The organism is Gordonia sp. OPL2, from assembly GCF_003797825.1.
Classification (GTDB): domain Bacteria; phylum Actinomycetota; class Actinomycetes; order Mycobacteriales; family Mycobacteriaceae; genus Gordonia.
Genome location: NZ_RKME01000005.1, coordinates 156,983 through 174,104, shown reverse-complemented (window position 1 = coordinate 174,104; position 17,122 = coordinate 156,983). Strand labels below are relative to the sequence as shown.

Genomic DNA, 17,122 nt, shown 5'->3' with positions numbered 1-17,122 from the left:
TCACCGGGCCAGTCGGGTCAACGGATGTCAGCCTCCGGGTGTCAGAAAACCCACTTTGTCATACACGGAGGCCAGAGTCGTCGAGGCGACGCCTCGCGCGCGCTCCGCGCCCTGCGCGAGGATCGCGTCGAGTTGGGCCGGGTCCTGCATGTACTCGTCGACCCGGCCGCGCAGAGGCGTGACGAACTCGGTCAGGACATCGGCGGTGTCGACCTTGAGGTCGCCGTAGCCCTTCCCCTGATACTTGTCGACGAGGACGTCCACCGGTGTCCCGCCGAGTGCGGACTGGATGGTGAGGAGATTGCTCACGCCCGGTTTGGTCTCGGGATCGAATCGGATCTCCGTGTCGGTGTCGGTGACCGCCGATCGGATCTTCTTCGCCGAACGCTTGGGTTCGTCGAGCAGATTGATCAGACCGCGGTCGGACTCGGCCGACTTGCTCATCTTCGCGGTCGGGTTCTGCAGGTCGTAGATCTTGGCGTACTCCTTGACGATGTGGGCCTCGGGGACCTTGAGCACGCGGCCGAAGCGTGAGTTGAACCGCTGTGCGAGGTCACGGGTGAGCTCGAGGTGCTGGCGCTGGTCCTCGCCGACGGGGACCCGATCGACCTGGAAGGCGAGGATGTCGGCGGCCATGAGGATGGGATAGGTGAACAGGCCCACGCCGGCGACGTCGACTCCCTGTTTCGCCGACTTGTCCTTGAACTGCGTCATCCGGCTGGCCTCACCGAATCCGGTGATGCACGACAGCACCCAGGTCAACTGGGCGATCTCCGGGATGTGGGACTGCACGTAGATCGTCGAACGGCTCGGGTCGACGCCGACGGCGAGCAGCTGTGCGACGCTGAGCCGGGTCCGCTCCGCGAGGGTTTTCGGGTCGAACGGGACGGTGAGTGCGTGCATGTCCGGGATGAAGTAGAACGCCTCGAAGTCGTCCTGCAGGGCGACCCACTGACGCACAGCACCCAGATAGTTCCCGAGATGGAAGGAATCGCTGGTCGGCTGGATCCCGGACAGCACGCGCGGTCGCGCGGCACCGGCTGCGGAGACGTCACTGCTCATGGTCTCCAGTTTCGCAGACGGCGGCGGGGACCTGTCGGTGAGCGTCGTCGGTGCGAGCGCTCAGTCGTAGACGACCGTCATGGGAGCGTGATCCGACCAGCGCAGGTCGTAGGCGTCGGCACGGTCGACGGTCGCCTTCACCGCGTGCCGCGCCAGGGAGCGGTTGGCCAGCTGGTAGTCGATCCGCCACCCCGAGTCGTTGTCGAAGGCCTTGCCCCGCCAGGACCACCAGGTGTACGGGCCCTGCTCCTCGGGCGCGAGTTCCCGCGCCACGTCGGTCCATCCCGATGACAGGAGATCACCCACCCAGCCACGTTCGTGCGGCAGGAATCCGGGGCTCTTCAGATTGCCCTTCCAGTTCTTGATGTCGGCCTCGGCGGGCGCGATGTTCCAGTCACCGCCGACCACGACGTGCCGACGACGCCGACGTAGGCGGTCGAGATGCGACCCGAACTCGTCCAGGAAGCGCACCTTCTCGTCGAACTTCGCGACCACTTTCGGCTCATCCGTCGCCGCGGCTCCCTTGGGCAGGTACAGGCTGGCGACCGTCGTGGCGCCGAGCGGGCTGTCGAGATCCGCCTCGAGGTAGCGGCCGGTGGCGTCGAACTCGTCGCTGCCGAACCCGATGCGGGTCGCGACGATCGGAATCCGGCTCAGCACACCGACTCCCGCGTGGCCCTTGACCGACGACGAACTCATCGTCAGCTCCCACCCGTCGTCGAGGGCGGGTGCGAGCGCCTCTCGGGCCTGATCCTCGTCGGCACGGATCTCCTGCATCAGGATGACGTCGGACGCGGCTCCGGCCAGCCACGCGAGCATGCCTCGATTGGACTCGGAACGGTGTTTGACCGCGGCGCGGATGCCGTTGACGTTGACGGTGCTGATGGTGAGCGACACAGGGCCACAGCGTACCGGCCAGATATGGTGCGTCCGTACCAGAGGTAAGCCAACCCTTGCTATGCCCGGCACCTTTATGTAACCCTTACCTAACTGAGGATTCGAGGTGAGGAAATGTTCGTCTGCATCTGCCGGGCGGTGACCGAGGACGAGGTCCACGAGCACTGCTCCGCCGGCGCCATGTCGGTGGACGCGGTCAGCGAACGTTGCGGCGCCGGAGAGGGCTGCGGTACCTGCCTCGAACGACTTCAGGCCATCATCAGCGAGAGGAATGCCACCGCCACCACCGCCGCCTGAGCCAGACGTCTCATGACGTGAATCCACAACCTCGTGTCCAAGTCCGGGCGCGGGGACTTTCTGCGTGCTACGTTCCCTTTACCACGGCGAACGGAGGCACAGTCATGCGCGGCGACGATGAGGTGATCGCTCTCCTCAACGAACAGCTCACCAGCGAGCTGACGGCGATCAACCAGTACTTTCTCCATGCGAAGATGCAAGGTAACTGGGGGCTGACCGAGATCGCGGGGAAGACTCGTGAGGAATCGATCGAGGAGATGCACCACGCCGAGATCCTGACCGATCGCATCCTGTTCCTCGAGGGTCTGCCGAACTATCAGAAGATCCTTCCGCTGCGGATCGGCCAGACCATTCGCGAGCAGTTCGAGTCCGACATGGCGATCGAGGTCGAGGTCGTCGAACGGCTGCGTCCGGGTATCGCGATGTGCCGCGGCAAAGGCGACATCACGAGTGCGAAGCTCCTCGAGGAGATCCTCAAGGACGAGGAACACCACATCGATTATCTGGAGACCCAGCTCGAACTGATGGACCGTCTCGGCGAGCAGCTCTATCTGTCGAAGACCGTCGCCACCCCGCCTACGGTCGAGTGACCGCGGCGGCGACCGTGCCGCGGTTCGCCGTGCGGCGCGCGGTCGCCAGCGCGACGCCCAGCATCACGATCCCGGCCAGGGTCAGCAGCGCGCCGAGGATCGACGGTGACCGGTACCCGTGGCCCGCGGCGATCACGACACCGCCGAGCCACGCGCCCGCCGCATTCGCGATGTTCAGCGCCGAGTGGTTGAGCGCCGCGGCCAGCGTCTGCGCGTCGTCGGCGACATCCATCAGGCGAGTCTGCAGGGCCGGGATCGTCGACGCCCCGGAGAGCCCGATCGCGAAGCTGAGAATCATTGCCGCCCAAGCGTTCTGAAGCGTCAACCCGAACAGTGCCAGCGACACCCCGGTGGCGACGAGTCCGATGAGGATTCCCAGCGGCACACTGCGGTCGGCAATGTAGCCGCCGACGATGTTGCCGGCGACCATGCCCAGGCCGAAGAGCATCATGGCGACCGGCACGAGCGACACGGACACCCCGGTGACCGTGGTCAGAGCCGAATTCAGATACGTGTAGAAGGCGAACATCCCGCCGAACCCGACCACACCGATGAGAAGCGTGAACCACACCTGCGGGCGGGCGAGGGCGCCGAGTTCCGTCATCGGGTTGGTCACGCGCATGTCCGACAGGTCGGGCATGAATCGCACCAGCGCGAGGATCGTCAGCAGGCCGATGACGACGACGAGGGCGAACGCGACCCGCCACCCCAGCGATTCACCGAGCCACGTCGCGGCGGGCACACCCAGCACATTGGCCACCGACAACCCGAGCATGACCTGACCGACGGCTTTCGCCCGATCACGGGGACCCGCGAGGTGGGCCGCCACCAGTGCGGCGACACCGAAGTAGGCGCCGTGCGGCAGACCGGCGACGAATCGCGCCGCCATCAGGAGTCCGTAGCTCGGCGCCAGCACCGTGACCGCGTTGCCGACGGTGAACGCGATCATGAGGCCGATCAGCAGCGTGCGACGCGACACCCGCGCAGTGATCGCAGCGATCAGCGGCGCACCGACGACCACACCCAGCGCGTAGGCCGAGATGACATGTCCGGCCGTCGGCTCGCTCACGCCCAGCGTGTCGGCGATGTTGGGCAGCAGACCCATCGCGACGAACTCGGTGGTGCCGATGCCGAACCCACCGAGCGCGAGGGCGAAGACCGCCCACCGTCGGATCGACGACGGCGCACGCGTCAGGGCGGCGTCGGACAGGACCGGGGCTTCGGGTGAGGCTGAGGACACTCAGTCACCAACCCACCGGGGGTCCGGAAGGATTCCATCGGCGTCAGGTGAGTTCGTTCACAGCCGAGACAACCCCGGCAGCGCCTCACTCGTCGCCGGAATCGCTGCCTTCCGACGAACTCTCCGATGACTTCTTCGATGAACCCGATGTCGAGTCCGAGGATTCGCCACCGGTGTCGGAACCGCCGGTCGACTCGGACTCGGCAGGTGATGCCTCGTCACCGGTCGACTGATCCGACGCGGCACCGGGTTCGACACCACCGGACGTCGAGCGCGTGTCCGCGGGCGGCGTCTCCGGTTCCGGTTCTGCCGCCACAACGGGCGGTGTCTCGACGACCGGTGCCGGTTCGGGCTGGGGTTCGGGCTGGGGTTCGGGTTCCGATCGGGCCGGGGCGACCGGATCGACAGCCGACGGGGGCGCGGACGCCGACCCGTCATCGTGGATCTGCGTCGTCGGCGTCTGCGCGTCCGGAGTGGATGTCTCGACGACGCTCGCACTCGGATGTTCGACGGCGGCCAGGGTCTGCAGGGTCTGGACGTGTTGTTCGACGGCCACACTCGCCGGCGTCTCGCCGGCCGAACGCGACGTCGTGGTCTGTACGGCTGTCTGGGCACCGACCACCGTCACCAGTTGGTCCGCCCAGTAGCTCGTAAAGCTCACCGGCCACCGGATGATGCTGCGCACGCTGGCCGCGAGCGCCGCGGCACCCGCCGTGAACCGATCCGGGGCGCGATTCACGATGCCCTGCAGGATGTCCTCGAAGACATAGATGTCGGGAAGGTAGGCGCCATAACCCAACTGCGGCAGCGGCGGGAGAAGGTCCTGCACCACCCGTATCGCCGGCTGGAGATTGGCGAGCGTGATACCGAGAGGGAGGCCGATCTTCGGCCGGTTCGCGAGGAAGTCGCCGATCTCACCGGTGTAGCCGAGGTTCGCGGCCTGCTCGCGGAGGTACTCGACGATGGAGGAGTCGAACTCGACGGTGCAGCTGGTGTCGTTCGTCCCTTCGCACTCGACGTCCCGATCGCTCCACCAGTCCTGCCTCGGATCCTCGAACATGTAGTACGGGTACCGGCCGTGTTTGACCCAGTAGCCCGCGAGGCCGTCGATGGCACCGATCGGGTCATAGATCGGATCGGGCAGATCGCAGATCGGGTCGCCGTCGATACAGACGGAGACGATGGTGTCCTCAAGGGTTCCGAATCCACGATCGCCCAGACCCTCCCGCGCGCCCGACATCGTCAGTCCCGGGATGACACCGATGAGCGACAGCTCGATGCCGCGCCCGGTCTTGTCGCCGCCTTGGCGAGGGTCGGCGTAGAGCTCGCCGGAGACCGTCCCGGAATTGATCGAGACAACGACCGGATTCCCGTCCTTATCGGTGATCGTGACCTCGCTGTCCCGACCATTCCCTATGTCGGACAGAACGTCTCCGGCGATGCGCGCTCCCTGGGAGTATCCGGCCACGACAACGGGCTTGCCGTTACACGTTTGCTGATAGCCCGCGATCGCCGACTTGGTCGAAGCAATCCCCTGCCTCGTGCTTTCATCGTATCCGGTGGCACCCGCCGGCCAGACAGTTGCCGGGTAGTCGGCGTAGATGATCTTGTATGCGTTGTCGCCCGCGTAGTCGCTGCCCGGGTTCGGCTGGTTGTCGGGACCGAGCCCCGTGTAGCGCTGCTTCACGCCGACCATCACGGCCCCCTCGTGATCCCACGTCCCGCCGACGATGACCACAGCACCCGCCCCGCAGTCGTCCGCCCGCGCCACACCGCCCACTCCCGGCAGACAGAATGCGGCCGCGACGGCAATGCTCGTCGAGATGGCGATGAGAATGACGGTTAGTCTGCGGGACACCCCGAACCGAGCGGACATACGGCATCGTCTTTCGTCCTACCTGGCGCGGGTCGGGCCGGACGTCGCGTTCCCAGGGCTGGCCACAGGTTAGATCCGCGATCACAAAACTGAGATGTTTCTGAGAAAGGCTGATTGCGCCCACCTGGGAATACACCAGGTCGTGACCGATAGTTAGTTCAAACGGACCACATCTGGGCGGTTGGGCTCAGGCAGATCGGGAGGGTTCTCGTACACCTCGAGCCGTGCTATATCCTTGACGCCAGGTCATGAGCATCAGCGCCAAGCCCCGGCTTGCTGATCGGCAACCCTCCAACCGCGGTGGGGTGCTCCGGGTGATGACCGGGTTGAGGAATCCGAGACGGGTTCCGAGGCAAGCGCGGGTCCGAAGGTCGGACCCCACCAGGGTCGTTGCACCCTGCCGACCGTAGAAAGCGATCACACCACCATGTCTGACGTCCCCGACGGCACCCTCGATCCAGTCGACAATCCTGCCGACAACTGGAGCTTCGAGACCAAGCAGATCCATGTGGGTCAGTCCGTCGACAGCACCACCAATGCACGTGCGCTGCCGATCTACCAGACCACCTCGTACACGTTCAACGACACGCAACACGCGGCCAACCTGTTCGGTCTGGCCGAGCCCGGCAACATCTACACGCGGATCATGAACCCGACCCAGGATGCGGTCGAGCAACGCATCGCCGCACTCGAAGGTGGCGTCGCCGCACTGCTCGTCGCCTCTGGTCAGGCCGCCGAGACCTACGCGATCCTGAACATCGTCGAGACCGGCGGACACGTCGTGTCCAGCCCGCGTCTGTACGGCGGCACGTTCAACCTGTTCCACTACACCCTGCCGAAGCTGGGCGTCGAGGTGTCGTTCGTCGAGGACCCCGAGGATCTCGACTCCTGGCAGGCTGCGATCAAGGACAACACCCGCGCCCTGTTCGGCGAGACGATCTCCAACCCGAACAACGAGATCCTCGACATCGAGGGCATTGCCGACGTCGCTCACCGCAACGGGCTGCCACTGATCGTCGACAACACGGTCGCGACTCCGTATCTGCTCAATCCCCTGGCCCACGGAGCCGACATCGTCGTGCACTCGGCGACCAAGTACATCGGTGGGCACGGCACCGCGATCGGCGGCGTCATCGTCGACGGCGGCACCTTCGACTGGCGCGGGCAGCGTGACGGCAAAGATCTGTTCCCCGGATTCACCACGCCCGACCCGAGCTACCACGGTGCGGTGTTCGCCGACCTCGGCGCACCGGCATTCGCGCTCAAGGCACGGGTGCAGTGGCTGCGCGACACCGGCGCCGCGATCTCCCCGTTCAACGCCTTCCTCCTCGCGCAGGGTCTGGAGACGCTGAGCCTGCGCATCGAGCGCCACGTGGCCAACGCACAGCGCGTGGCCGAGTTCCTCGAAGGCCACGCCCAGGTCGAGTCGGTCGCCTACGCGGGACTCCGCTCGTCGCGGTGGTTCGACCGCGGGCAGAAGCTCCTCCCCAAGGGCCAGGGCGCGATCGTCGGTTTCGAGATCACCGGCGGTGTGGATGCGGGCAAGAAGTTCGTCGATGCGCTGTCGCTGCACAGCCACGTGGCGAACATCGGTGACGTGCGATCCCTCGTCATCCATCCCGCGTCCACCACGCACAGCCAGCTGACCCCGGAGGAGCAGATCGACGCCGGCGTCAGCCCGGGCCTCGTGCGCCTGGCTGTCGGCATCGAGGGGATCGACGACATCGTCGCCGATCTCGAGCAGGGGTTCGCTGCGGCGAAGTAATCGCGACGACAAGACGAGGTGTAGACGAAGAGTGAGTGAATTGTGTCGGTGAGTCTCGAATCGAAGGCCCAGCCCGCTGATCGTCCTGACTGGGAATCCGTCCCGGACGGTGCGATGTCGAGCGCACACATCGGTTCGGTCTCACTCGACAACGGTGGTCGGATCGACGACGTCACCCTGGCCTTCCAGCGCTGGGGGACGTTGTCGCCGACCCGGGACAACGTCATCCTCACCCTGCATGCCCTGACCGGCGACTCGCACGTCACCGGTCCGGCCGATGGCGCCCATCAGGCGGCGGGCTGGTGGGACGGCCTCATCGGACCGGGCGCCGCGATCGACACCGACGAATGGTGCGTCATCTCGGCCAACGTCCTCGGTGGATGCCGCGGTTCGACCGGACCGGCATCGCCCGGGCCCGACGGCCGCCCATGGGGCTCCCGGTTCCCCGCGATCACCGTCCTCGATCAGGTGCGTGCCGAACGCGCCCTGATCGATCAGCTGGGGATCACCGGTATCGGTGCGGTGATCGGCGGGTCCATGGGCGGCGCCCGCGCCCTCGAATGGGCCATCGAGTATCCGGAACTGGTCCGCAGCGCGCTCGTCCTCGCCGTCGGCGCCCGGGCGACCGCAGACCAGATCGGTACGCAGACAACACAGATCGCGGCGATCAAAGCGGACCCTGCGTGGCAGGGCGGTGACTATCATGAGTCCGGGCGCGTCCCGACGGCCGGCCTCGGTGTCGCCCGCCGGATCGCGCACCTGACGTATCGGGGAGAGGCCGAGCTCGATCAGCGGTTCGCGAACGATGCCCAGGGCGACGAGAATCCGCTCGACGGCGGCCGATACGCGGTCGACAGCTATCTACAGCATCAGGCCGACAAGCTCATCCAGCGATTCGATCCCGGGAGTTACGTGGTCCTCAGCGAGGTCCTCAACAACCACGACGTCGGTCGCAATCGCGGCAGCCTGGAAAAGGTGCTGCGCGAGTGCACAGTTCCCGTCATCGTCGGCGGCATCGCCTCGGATCGACTGTATCCCTTGCGTTTACAGGTCGAACTGGCCGAGTTGCTCGGCAACTGTGTCGGCGGCCTGCAGGTGGTGCACTCGGACAACGGACACGACGGATTCCTCACCGAGTTCGATGCGATCAGCGACCTGCTCAAGCAGACCGTGGAGATCGCCCGCTAGTCGCCGAGCGCCGGCGGCGGTGGCGTGGTGGTCACCCCCGGAAGGGTGACATCCCGATCGTTCGCACCCTGTGGACCCGCGCCCTGCGGCGACGGCGACGACGGCGTCTCCCGTTGGGGCACCTCGTCATCGGGGGTCGGCGGGGGTGGTGTCGGAGCGGTCGTCTGCGGCGCCAGCCCGGGGGGCAGGAACTCCGGTGGGATCGTCGGCGTGGGCCGGGTCCCGGTCGGCCACGGCAGCGACGGCAACGGGTACGGCGAGAGGGTCCGCGTCGTCGTCGACGGAGTTCCCGGCTGTGTCGTCGGCGGCAGTTCGGTTGTGGCCCAACCCGGTGCATCACCCCAGCGCGGTTCGGTGCGCTGCGGCGTGGCCACCGGAGCCTGCTCTGGGGTCTGCGGGATCTGCGGCTGCGGCTCCTGCGTGGTCACTACCCGCGACTGCTGCGACGTCACCGCCTCGGTGGTGGTCGTGGGTGCAGCGGTGGTCTGCGACGACGGCGACGGCGCGGGACCGTTCTGTCCGGTGAGCGACGAACTGACCGCGTAGATCGTCATCATCGCCGCCGCAAGGATCGCGCCGACGACGGCCAGTGGTGTCGCCGACAGCCACTCGCGATTGCGGCGGCCACCGATGAAGGCCAGTCGCGACGTGGTCTCGGCGACGGTCTGGGCACGCGCCAGGATGGCGGCCCCGATCGAGGCGGCGAGTTCGGGAGCGTCCGGGACGACGATCTCGACGCCGTGATCACGGGTGACCATCCTCCGCACGGCGGAGAGGTTCGCGATGCCACCGACCAGGACGACCGCCTCGGGACGGTTCCCGCGGTCGGCGAGGTCGGCGAGGTAGCGCGCGAGCACGTCGCGGGCCTCGTCGATCATCGGGCCCGCCGCCGCGTCGATCGTCTCTGCGGTGAGTGTCATGTGGCCGCCGCCGTCGGCGACGAGGATCGAGCCGGTCCCCGCCGACGTCGGCGGTGCGGAGATCTCCTCTTTCGCGGTGCGGCACGCGCTGAGCAACGCGCCCCGTCGCACCCGGGCACCGATGGGGTCCTGCGGGCTGTCGTCGGACACCAGTTGCGCCACGATGGCCCGGTCGAGTTTGCGTCCGGTGAGCGCCCGTGACCGCTCCGGATCGGAGATCCGGCTCGTCGAGGGCTCGACCGTGTACAGGGACATCCCGGTGTCGCCGCAGTCCACGATGACGACAGAGGAGAAGCGGTTGATCTGACCCGTGGCCGACAGATACGCGACGACGGCCTCGTCGTCGTGGACGAGGTGGATCTGACGACGCGGCCCGGCGCCCCGCGACTGGAGTTCGCGGCGCTGTTTGGCGGTCCGTGCGGCCACGCCGATCGGTCCGACCCGGACGTTCGAGTCGCGGGCGGTTCCGAGGACGAGGTCGATACCGGCGTTCACGCGCCCGGCGACATCGAGTCCGTCGCTGCGGTCGACGTCGATGACTCGGGTGTCGACGATGCTGCGCCCGACGTCGTCGCGGGTCAGCAGGACGTAATGGATCATGCCGTCGCCTGCGGAAACACCCATCGACGTGGATTCGTCGGGCATCGTCGAGCTCTCGGTGGTCATCGTCGAAGTGATACGTACTCCCCCGGATGTGGTCGCCCTCGTCAGGGCTCAGGTCACGTGTTGATCTCTATTGTAATCAATCTGTGCCCAAAGGATCGATCGACGTCGCCAGCCAGAGTATGAGAGTCCCCACCGCGGCCATGGCGGCGACGTCGAAGAAACGACTCCTCACCTGGAGCAATCCGGCTCTCGAGGTCGGGATGAGAGCGCGGAGCAGCGAACCGAGAAGAAGTGCCGAACCGAACACGAATGCCCCACGACGCCAGCGATCGAACAACACGAGAACCGCCGCGACCAGTAGACCGAGCAGGACCAGGAAGTACGGGATCTGGACTATGTACCGCCGGACGGCTCGCGCGTGACGGATTCGCTCGACGCGCGTGATGGTGCTCGCCCGGTCCGCGCGCGGGGTCGTCCGGCCCCCGCCGGCGGCGTCCGGACTCACCCGGTCGGCCCCGCCCCGGACCGTGCGGCCAACTGCGCCTCGGCGCGCTCGACGACGTTGACCAACAGAAAAGCCCTCGTCAGCGGCCCGACTCCGCCGGGATTGGGCGACACGTGACCGGCGACCTCCCAGACCTCGGGGGCCACATCACCGGTGAGTCCGGCGTCGGTACGGCTGACCCCGACGTCGATCACGGCGGCACCCGGCTTCACCATGTCGGCGGTGATGAGATGCGGCACGCCGGCAGCGGCGATCACGATGTCGGCGCGCGACACCTCGGAGGCGAGATCAGCGGTCCCGGTGTGACAGAGCGTGACGGTCGCGTTCTCGCTGCGTCGGGTCAGCAGCAGCCCGATCGGTCGGCCGATCGTCACGCCGCGCCCGACGACGACCACCCGGGCACCGGCGATCGGGATGTCGTAGCGCCGCAGCAGGTGGACGACACCGCGCGGGGTGCACGGCAGTGTCGACTCCTTGCCGAGCACCAGACGGCCGAGATTGATCGGGTGCAGTCCGTCGGCGTCCTTCTCCGGATCGATGCGCTCGAGCGCCGCGTTCTCGTCGAGGTGGCGCGGCAGCGGCAGCTGGACGATGTAGCCAGTGCACGCGGGGTCGGCGTTGAGGTCGTCGATCGCGGCGTCGAGCTCCTCGGTCGTCGCATCGGCAGGCAGATCCTTGCGGATCGACGCGACTCCGATGCGTGCACAATCGGCGTGCTTGCCCTTCACATACGACTGTGATCCCGGGTCGTCGCCGACCAGGACGGTGCCGAGCCCGGGGGTGATGCCCTCGGCACGCAGCTTCTCCACCCGCACGCTCAGATCGGTGAAGATCTCGTCGCGGGTCGCCTTGCCGTCCAGTCGTATCGCACTCACGGGAGTCCATTGTTCCATTACGGATACTGTGACTCGACGTGGACACACGACCCGGGATGCAGAGAGGGCCGCGGGCGCTCACAGCGGACGATGTGCGTGCGGCGCGGGAGCGTATCGACGGCCACCTCCGGCGGACACCGATCCTGCGCACGACGCTCAACGGTGTGAACGGAGCTATCGACGTCGTCCTCAAGCTCGAGTACACACAGATCGGGGGCTGCTTCAAGCCCCGCGGGAGCCTGAACGCGGTCCTGGCGGCCCGTGCCGAGGGCCGACTCGGCGAGGCGGGAGTCCTCGTCGCGTCGGGCGGGAACGCCGCGATCGGGGCGGCGTCGGCGGCCCGGATCGCCGGTACGACCTGCACGGTCGTCGTGCCGGAGACCGCTCCCCGGGTCAAGGTCGAGCGACTCCGCTCACTCGGTGCCGTCGTCCATCAGGTCGGCGAGCGCTATCAGGACGCCGCCGACGCAGCGGTGGAGATGGCCACCGACTCGGGTGCGCTCCTGCTGCATGCCTACGACCAACCCGACATCGTCGCGGGTGCGGGCACGATCGCACTCGAACTCGCCGAGGAGGTCGACGGCCCGCTGACGACGGTCGTCTGCGTGGGCGGCGGCGGTCTGCTGGGCGGACTCACCGCGGCGATGCGGCCGGGCGACCGGGTCGTCGGTGCGGAACCCGTCGGGTCGTCGTGCCTGCACCGGGCATTCGAGCATGGCGAGCCGGTATCCGTCGACCTCGACAGCGTGGCGGCCGATTCGCTCGGCGCGACGCGGCTCGGTGACATCTGCTGGGCGACCATCACCGATCGTCCGGTGTCGAGCGTGGTGGTGACCGACGACGATCTCGTCGCCGCACGCCGGATGCTCTGGGAGTCCTTCCGCATCCTCACCGAACACGGCACCGCCACCGCTGTCGCCGCCGTTCTCACCGGAGCCGTTGCACCGGAGCCGGATTCGACACTGTGCGTCGTGCTGTGCGGAGCGAACACGTCGCTCGAGGTGTGATCTGGGCGTACCGTCGGTCGGCACGAGACCGTGCGTCGTGATGGGGTGGCCGGCCATCCCCTCCCGGGTCAGGCGGTCTCGCCGATGAGGTGCGTCGTACTGTGTGCACATCATGTTCCGCATCATGTTCTATCAGCCGTGCATCCCGCCGAACACCGGCAACGCGATACGGCTGGCCGCCAACACCGGGTCCGAGTTGCACCTCATCGAGCCACTGGGGTTCTCGATGTCGGATGCACAGGTGAAGCGAGCCGGACTCGACTATCACGAGATGGCTACGGTGACAGTGCATCCCGATCTGGCGACGGCGTGGTCGGCGTTACAGCCGGAGCGGGTGTTCGCGTTCACCGCGCACGCGACCCGCTACCACACCGACGTGGACTACCGTCCCGGCGACGTCCTGCTGTTCGGTCCGGAGCCGACCGGACTCCCCGATGAGGTCCTCGACCAGCCGGAGGTCACCGAACGGCTGCGCATCCCGATGCTCGCCGGACGCCGGTCGCACAATCTCGCCAATGCGGCCAGCATCGTCGTCTACGAGGCCTGGCGGCAGAACGGCTTCGGCGGCGCCGTCTGACCCTCCCGATTCTCAGTCGATCCGGAAGCGCTTCGTCCGGGCGGTCGCCCCGCCGACGAGTGCGACCTTGCTCTTGGGCACCCCGAGGTGCTTCGCGAGGATCTCGGCGACGGCCTTGTTGGCGCGTCCCTCGGCTGCCGGCTCGCGGACGAAGATGGTCACCGACCCGTCCGGGCCCGTCTCCACCAGAGGACCTTTCCGACTGCTCGGCTTCACGGTCACCACGATCTGCCTCGGCATGGCGGCCCTCCCTGTTCGATGCCAATCTCGGATGCCGAGTGTGACCCCGGCCTGGTTAATGCCAGTCCCTGGAACGAGTTCCGACCCGGAGATCCAGGCGCTGCAATCGTTCCGCCACGACCGTCACCGCCCCCTCCGCGTTCTGCACGGTCCCTCGGATCAGCAAAGCCGATGCCGAGTGTGCCAGATTCCGGTGTCGAGTCCACAAGCCGACCGAGCAGACGACATTCACCATGCCCGTTTCGTCCTCCAAGTTGATGAACGTCACACCCGAGGCGGTCGCCGGACGCTGCCGGTGGGTCACCGCCCCCGCCACACTCACCCGTGAACCGTCGGCAACCGACAGCAGTCCGTCGGCCGGGATCACTCCCAACGCATCGAGTCGTGGGCGCAGGAACTGAGTCGGATACGACGTCGGGGTGATGCCGGTCGCCCAGGCGTCGGTGGCCGCCAGCTCCACATCGGACAGACCAGGAAGGGTCGGGGTGGCCGCTGCCGACTCGAGGGGCAGCTGATCCGCCCGCACCGTCGCGGCGGCACCCGCCTCCCACAACGCCTGTCGTCGGCTCACCCCGAACCCGGAGAACGCCCCGGCACCGGCCAATCCCTCGAGTTGACGGGCCGTCAGCTCGGCGCGACGGGACACATCGGTGACATCGGTGTAGTCGCCGTCGCGCTCGCGGCACTCGACGATGCGTTCCGCGACGTCGTCACCGATCCCGCGTATGCCACCGAGCCCCAGCCGGACCTCCATCCCCGCGTTCTCCAGGTTCGCGTGCGGTAGGGAGATGTTGATGTCGGGACGGTGCACCACGACACCGTGCCGGCGCGCGTCGGCCACCAGCGATTGCGGGGAGTAGAAGCCCATGGGCTGCGCTCGCAGCAACGCCGCGCAGAACGCCGCCGGATGGTGCAACTTGAACCACGACGAGTAGAACACCAGCGAGGCGAAACTCTGCGAATGACTCTCCGGGAAACCGAAGTTGGCGAACGCGGCCATCTTCTCGAAGACCCGGTCGGCCATGTCGCCGGTGATACCGTGCAGCTCCTCCATGCCCGCATAGAACCGTTGCCGGAGACGCTCCATCCGTTCGGGCGATCGTTTCGATCCCATCGCGCGCCGCAGCTGATCGGCTTCCACCGCATCGAACCCCGCGACGTCGACGGCCAGCTGCATCAGCTGCTCCTGGAACAACGGCACACCCAGGGTCCTGTCGAGAGCCTTGCGCATCGACGGATGTTCGAACGTCGTCTCCTCGATCCCGTTGCGCCGCCGGATGTACGGGTGCACGGATCCTCCCTGGATCGGTCCCGGCCGGATGAGGGCGACCTCGACCACGAGGTCGTAGAAATTACGCGGCTTCAGCCGCGGGAGCGTGGCCATCTGGGCGCGCGACTCCACCTGGAAGACCCCGACGGAGTCGGCGCGACACAGCATGTCGTAGACCGCGGTCTCGGTCAGGTCGAGGGTGGCGAGATCGACCTCGATGCCCTTGTGGTCGGCGACCAGATCGATCGCGTAGTGCAGAGCCGAGAGCATGCCCAGTCCGAGGAGATCGAACTTGACCAGGCCGATGGCGGCACAGTCATCCTTGTCCCACTGCAGGACACTGCGGTTCTCCATACGCGCCCACTCCGTCGGGCAGACGTCGGCGATGGGACGGTCGCAGATCACCATGCCCCCGGAGTGGATGCCCAGATGCCTTGGCATCCCGAGGATCTCCGAGGCGAGTTCGGTGACGTCGTCGGGCGCCTGGTCGGGCATCCGGCTCCACGCATCCTGCTGTCCGGTGGCATAGCCCAGCGCCCGCGACATGTCCCGGATCGCGGACTTGCCACGGTAGGTGATCACGTTGGCGACCTGCGCGCTGAAGTCCCGGCCGTAACGGCGATAGACGTACTGGATCGCCTCCTCCCGCCGATCGGACTCGATGTCGACGTCGATGTCCGGCGGCCCGTCGCGTTCGGGTGAGAGGAACCGCTCGAACAGCAGCTTGTTCGCCACCGGATCGACATTGGTGATGCCGAGGGCGTAACAGACCGCGGAGTTCGCGGCACTGCCCCGGCCCTGGCACAGGATGTCGTGGGTCTTGCAGAAGTTCACGATGTCGGCGACGACGAGGAAGTAGCCGGGAAACGTCAATGCCTCGATGATGCGGAGTTCGTGGTCGATCTGCCGGTACGCCTGCGGGTGGGCGGCAGGCGATCCGTAGCGCCGCAGCGCTCCCGCCAGGGTCTGTTCCCGCAGCCAGCTGATCTCGGTGTGCCCCGAAGGGACGTCGAACGGCGGCAGCTGCGGCGCGATGAGTCCGAGTTCGAACGCGCAGTCGGCGGCGAGCGCGACCGCATTGTCGATCGCCTCCGGATGACCGGGGAGGAGACGGACCATCTCGTCACCGCTGCGCAGATGGGCGCCGGCGACACCGGGGAGCCAGCCGTCGATCGTCTCGATGTCGGTTCTCGCGCGGACGGCGGCCACCGCCATGGCGAGTCGTCGGCGGCGCGGTGACGCGAAGTGCGCCCCGGTGGTCGCCACCGTCGTCAGTCCCAACTCCGCGGCCAAACCGGCCAGGGTCGCGTTGCGCTCGTCGTCCTCGGGCAAGCCCTGGGCGGTCAGTTCCACCGCGACATCCGCGAGCCCGTGACGTTCGACCAGGTCACGCAACGCTTCTCGCGCCGCCTCGGGCCCGCCGCGATCGAGCGCCCGGCGTACCTGCCCCTTCCGGCAACCGGTGAGGATCAGCCAGTGACCGCCCGACCGGTCCGGCAGGGAGTCGCGGTCGTAACGCAGGAGCCCCTTCTCGCCGGCCACCATGTGCGCATCGGCGATGGTGCGCGACAGCCGGCGATAACCCTCGCCGTCGCGGGCGATCACCAGGAGGTGTTCGCCCGGCGGATCCGGCACCCCGGTCCGCGTGACGTCGGGTTCCAGGGACAACTCTGCACCGAAAACCGTCGGAAGCCCGAATTCCCTTGCAGCCTCGGCAAATCGGACGATGCCGTAGAAACCGTCGTGGTCGGTGAGGGCCAGTGAGGACAGACCGAGCCGCTGCGCCTCCTCGACCATCTCCTCCGGCATCGACGCTCCGTCGAGGAAGCTGTAGGAACTGTGTGCGTGGAGTTCGGCGAACGGCACCGCCGACCGACCACGCTCGATGCCATCGGAGCGATAGGCGCCACGCTTACGCGACCAGGCCGGGCTGTCACCGCCGTCACCGAGGGCACCGGAGTTGTCGCCGGGGCCGAACGCCTCGCCCGGCCGACCACCGCCCGGCGCACGACCGGAGAGCACCCGCTCCATCTCCGACCACGTCGGTGGCCCCTGATCCCATCCCACCCCGAGAGTCTATCGAACACGTGTTCGATTACTCAAGGGTGGCACCACGATCCACACCCAGCCTCGACCGCGGACCTTGCCATTCGTCGATGTAAGTGTCACCCTGTGTACAAATCGACTACTTACCGAGCGGTAAGGAC

15 protein-coding genes and 1 riboswitch are annotated in these 17,122 nt (G+C 67.2%); of the genes, 6 read left to right on the top strand and 9 right to left on the bottom strand.

The window, feature by feature from the left end; genetic code table 11:
- Positions 1 to 27: 27 nt before the first annotated feature.
- Together trpS and EEB19_RS07720 are read right to left on the bottom strand one after the other, a co-directional pair.
- Positions 28 to 1,062, bottom strand: a complete 1,035-nt coding sequence (gene trpS, locus EEB19_RS07725; protein WP_187584793.1) for a tryptophan--tRNA ligase — start codon at positions 1,060 to 1,062, stop codon at positions 28 to 30.
- 60 nt (positions 1,063 to 1,122) lie between these two features.
- Positions 1,123 to 1,959 carry an exodeoxyribonuclease III gene (locus tag EEB19_RS07720; RefSeq protein WP_187584791.1) on the bottom strand — a complete coding sequence of 279 codons (837 nt, stop codon included), beginning with the start codon at positions 1,957 to 1,959 and terminating at the stop codon, positions 1,123 to 1,125.
- 114 nt (positions 1,960 to 2,073) lie between these two features.
- Here EEB19_RS07720 and EEB19_RS07715 point away from each other — a divergent pair, with 114 nt between their 5' ends.
- On the top strand, positions 2,074 to 2,256 hold the full coding sequence (locus tag EEB19_RS07715) for a bacterioferritin-associated ferredoxin (RefSeq protein ID WP_187584789.1): 183 nt from the start codon (positions 2,074 to 2,076) through the stop codon (positions 2,254 to 2,256).
- 104 nt (positions 2,257 to 2,360) lie between these two features.
- On the top strand, positions 2,361 to 2,846 hold the full coding sequence (bfr, locus tag EEB19_RS07710) for a bacterioferritin (protein WP_187584787.1): 486 nt from the start codon (positions 2,361 to 2,363) through the stop codon (positions 2,844 to 2,846).
- Here bfr and EEB19_RS07705 read toward each other — a convergent pair.
- The gene (locus tag EEB19_RS07705; RefSeq protein ID WP_262365514.1) at positions 2,833 to 4,041 is read right to left on the bottom strand and encodes an MFS transporter; all 1,209 of its coding nucleotides are present in this window, start codon (positions 4,039 to 4,041) and stop codon (positions 2,833 to 2,835) included. The genes bfr and EEB19_RS07705 overlap by 14 nt on opposite strands.
- 130 nt (positions 4,042 to 4,171) lie before the next feature.
- Positions 4,172 to 5,962 (bottom strand): PE-PPE domain-containing protein, encoded by a 1,791-nt coding sequence (locus EEB19_RS07700; RefSeq protein ID WP_187584783.1) that lies wholly within the window; start codon positions 5,960 to 5,962, stop codon positions 4,172 to 4,174.
- A 244-nt stretch (positions 5,963 to 6,206) separates the two neighbouring features.
- Positions 6,207 to 6,327, top strand: a riboswitch (SAM riboswitch).
- Between the two features lie 62 nt (positions 6,328 to 6,389).
- Here EEB19_RS07700 and EEB19_RS07695 point away from each other — a divergent pair.
- Together EEB19_RS07695 and EEB19_RS07690 are read left to right on the top strand one after the other, a co-directional pair.
- Positions 6,390 to 7,727 (top strand): bifunctional o-acetylhomoserine/o-acetylserine sulfhydrylase, encoded by a 1,338-nt coding sequence (locus tag EEB19_RS07695; protein ID WP_187584781.1) that lies wholly within the window; start codon positions 6,390 to 6,392, stop codon positions 7,725 to 7,727.
- Positions 7,728 to 7,769: 42 nt separating this feature from the next.
- Positions 7,770 to 8,915, top strand: coding sequence for a homoserine O-acetyltransferase (locus EEB19_RS07690; RefSeq protein ID WP_187584779.1), 1,146 nt, complete (start codon positions 7,770 to 7,772; stop codon positions 8,913 to 8,915).
- On the opposite strand, the gene EEB19_RS07685 is transcribed toward EEB19_RS07690, so the two are convergent.
- The 3 genes from EEB19_RS07685 to EEB19_RS07675 form a co-directional block, all read right to left on the bottom strand.
- The gene (locus EEB19_RS07685) at positions 8,912 to 10,501 is read right to left on the bottom strand and encodes an Hsp70 family protein (protein WP_262365508.1); all 1,590 of its coding nucleotides are present in this window, start codon (positions 10,499 to 10,501) and stop codon (positions 8,912 to 8,914) included. The genes EEB19_RS07690 and EEB19_RS07685 overlap by 4 nt on opposite strands.
- Positions 10,502 to 10,577: 76 nt before the next feature.
- Positions 10,578 to 10,886 carry a DUF3017 domain-containing protein gene (locus EEB19_RS07680; protein ID WP_187584956.1) on the bottom strand — a complete coding sequence of 103 codons (309 nt, stop codon included), beginning with the start codon at positions 10,884 to 10,886 and terminating at the stop codon, positions 10,578 to 10,580.
- Between the two features lie 56 nt (positions 10,887 to 10,942).
- Positions 10,943 to 11,821, bottom strand: coding sequence for a bifunctional methylenetetrahydrofolate dehydrogenase/methenyltetrahydrofolate cyclohydrolase (locus EEB19_RS07675; RefSeq protein WP_187584778.1), 879 nt, complete (start codon positions 11,819 to 11,821; stop codon positions 10,943 to 10,945).
- A 56-nt stretch (positions 11,822 to 11,877) separates the two neighbouring features.
- Here EEB19_RS07675 and EEB19_RS07670 point away from each other — a divergent pair, with 56 nt between their 5' ends.
- Entirely contained in the window at positions 11,878 to 12,828 is a 951-nt protein-coding gene (locus EEB19_RS07670; RefSeq protein ID WP_187584954.1) for a serine/threonine dehydratase, read from the top strand.
- A gap of 112 nt (positions 12,829 to 12,940) precedes the next feature.
- On the top strand, positions 12,941 to 13,405 hold the full coding sequence (locus EEB19_RS07665; protein WP_187584776.1) for a tRNA (cytidine(34)-2'-O)-methyltransferase: 465 nt from the start codon (positions 12,941 to 12,943) through the stop codon (positions 13,403 to 13,405).
- A 12-nt stretch (positions 13,406 to 13,417) separates the two neighbouring features.
- On the opposite strand, the gene EEB19_RS07660 is transcribed toward EEB19_RS07665, so the two are convergent.
- Both EEB19_RS07660 and EEB19_RS07655 read right to left on the bottom strand, forming a co-directional pair.
- Complete coding sequence (locus EEB19_RS07660) at positions 13,418 to 13,645, bottom strand: DUF167 domain-containing protein (protein WP_187584774.1); 228 nt, start codon at positions 13,643 to 13,645, stop codon at positions 13,418 to 13,420.
- Between the two features lie 55 nt (positions 13,646 to 13,700).
- Positions 13,701 to 16,982 carry an error-prone DNA polymerase gene (locus EEB19_RS07655; RefSeq protein ID WP_187584773.1) on the bottom strand — a complete coding sequence of 1,094 codons (3,282 nt, stop codon included), beginning with the start codon at positions 16,980 to 16,982 and terminating at the stop codon, positions 13,701 to 13,703.
- Between the last annotated feature and the right edge of the window lie 140 nt (positions 16,983 to 17,122).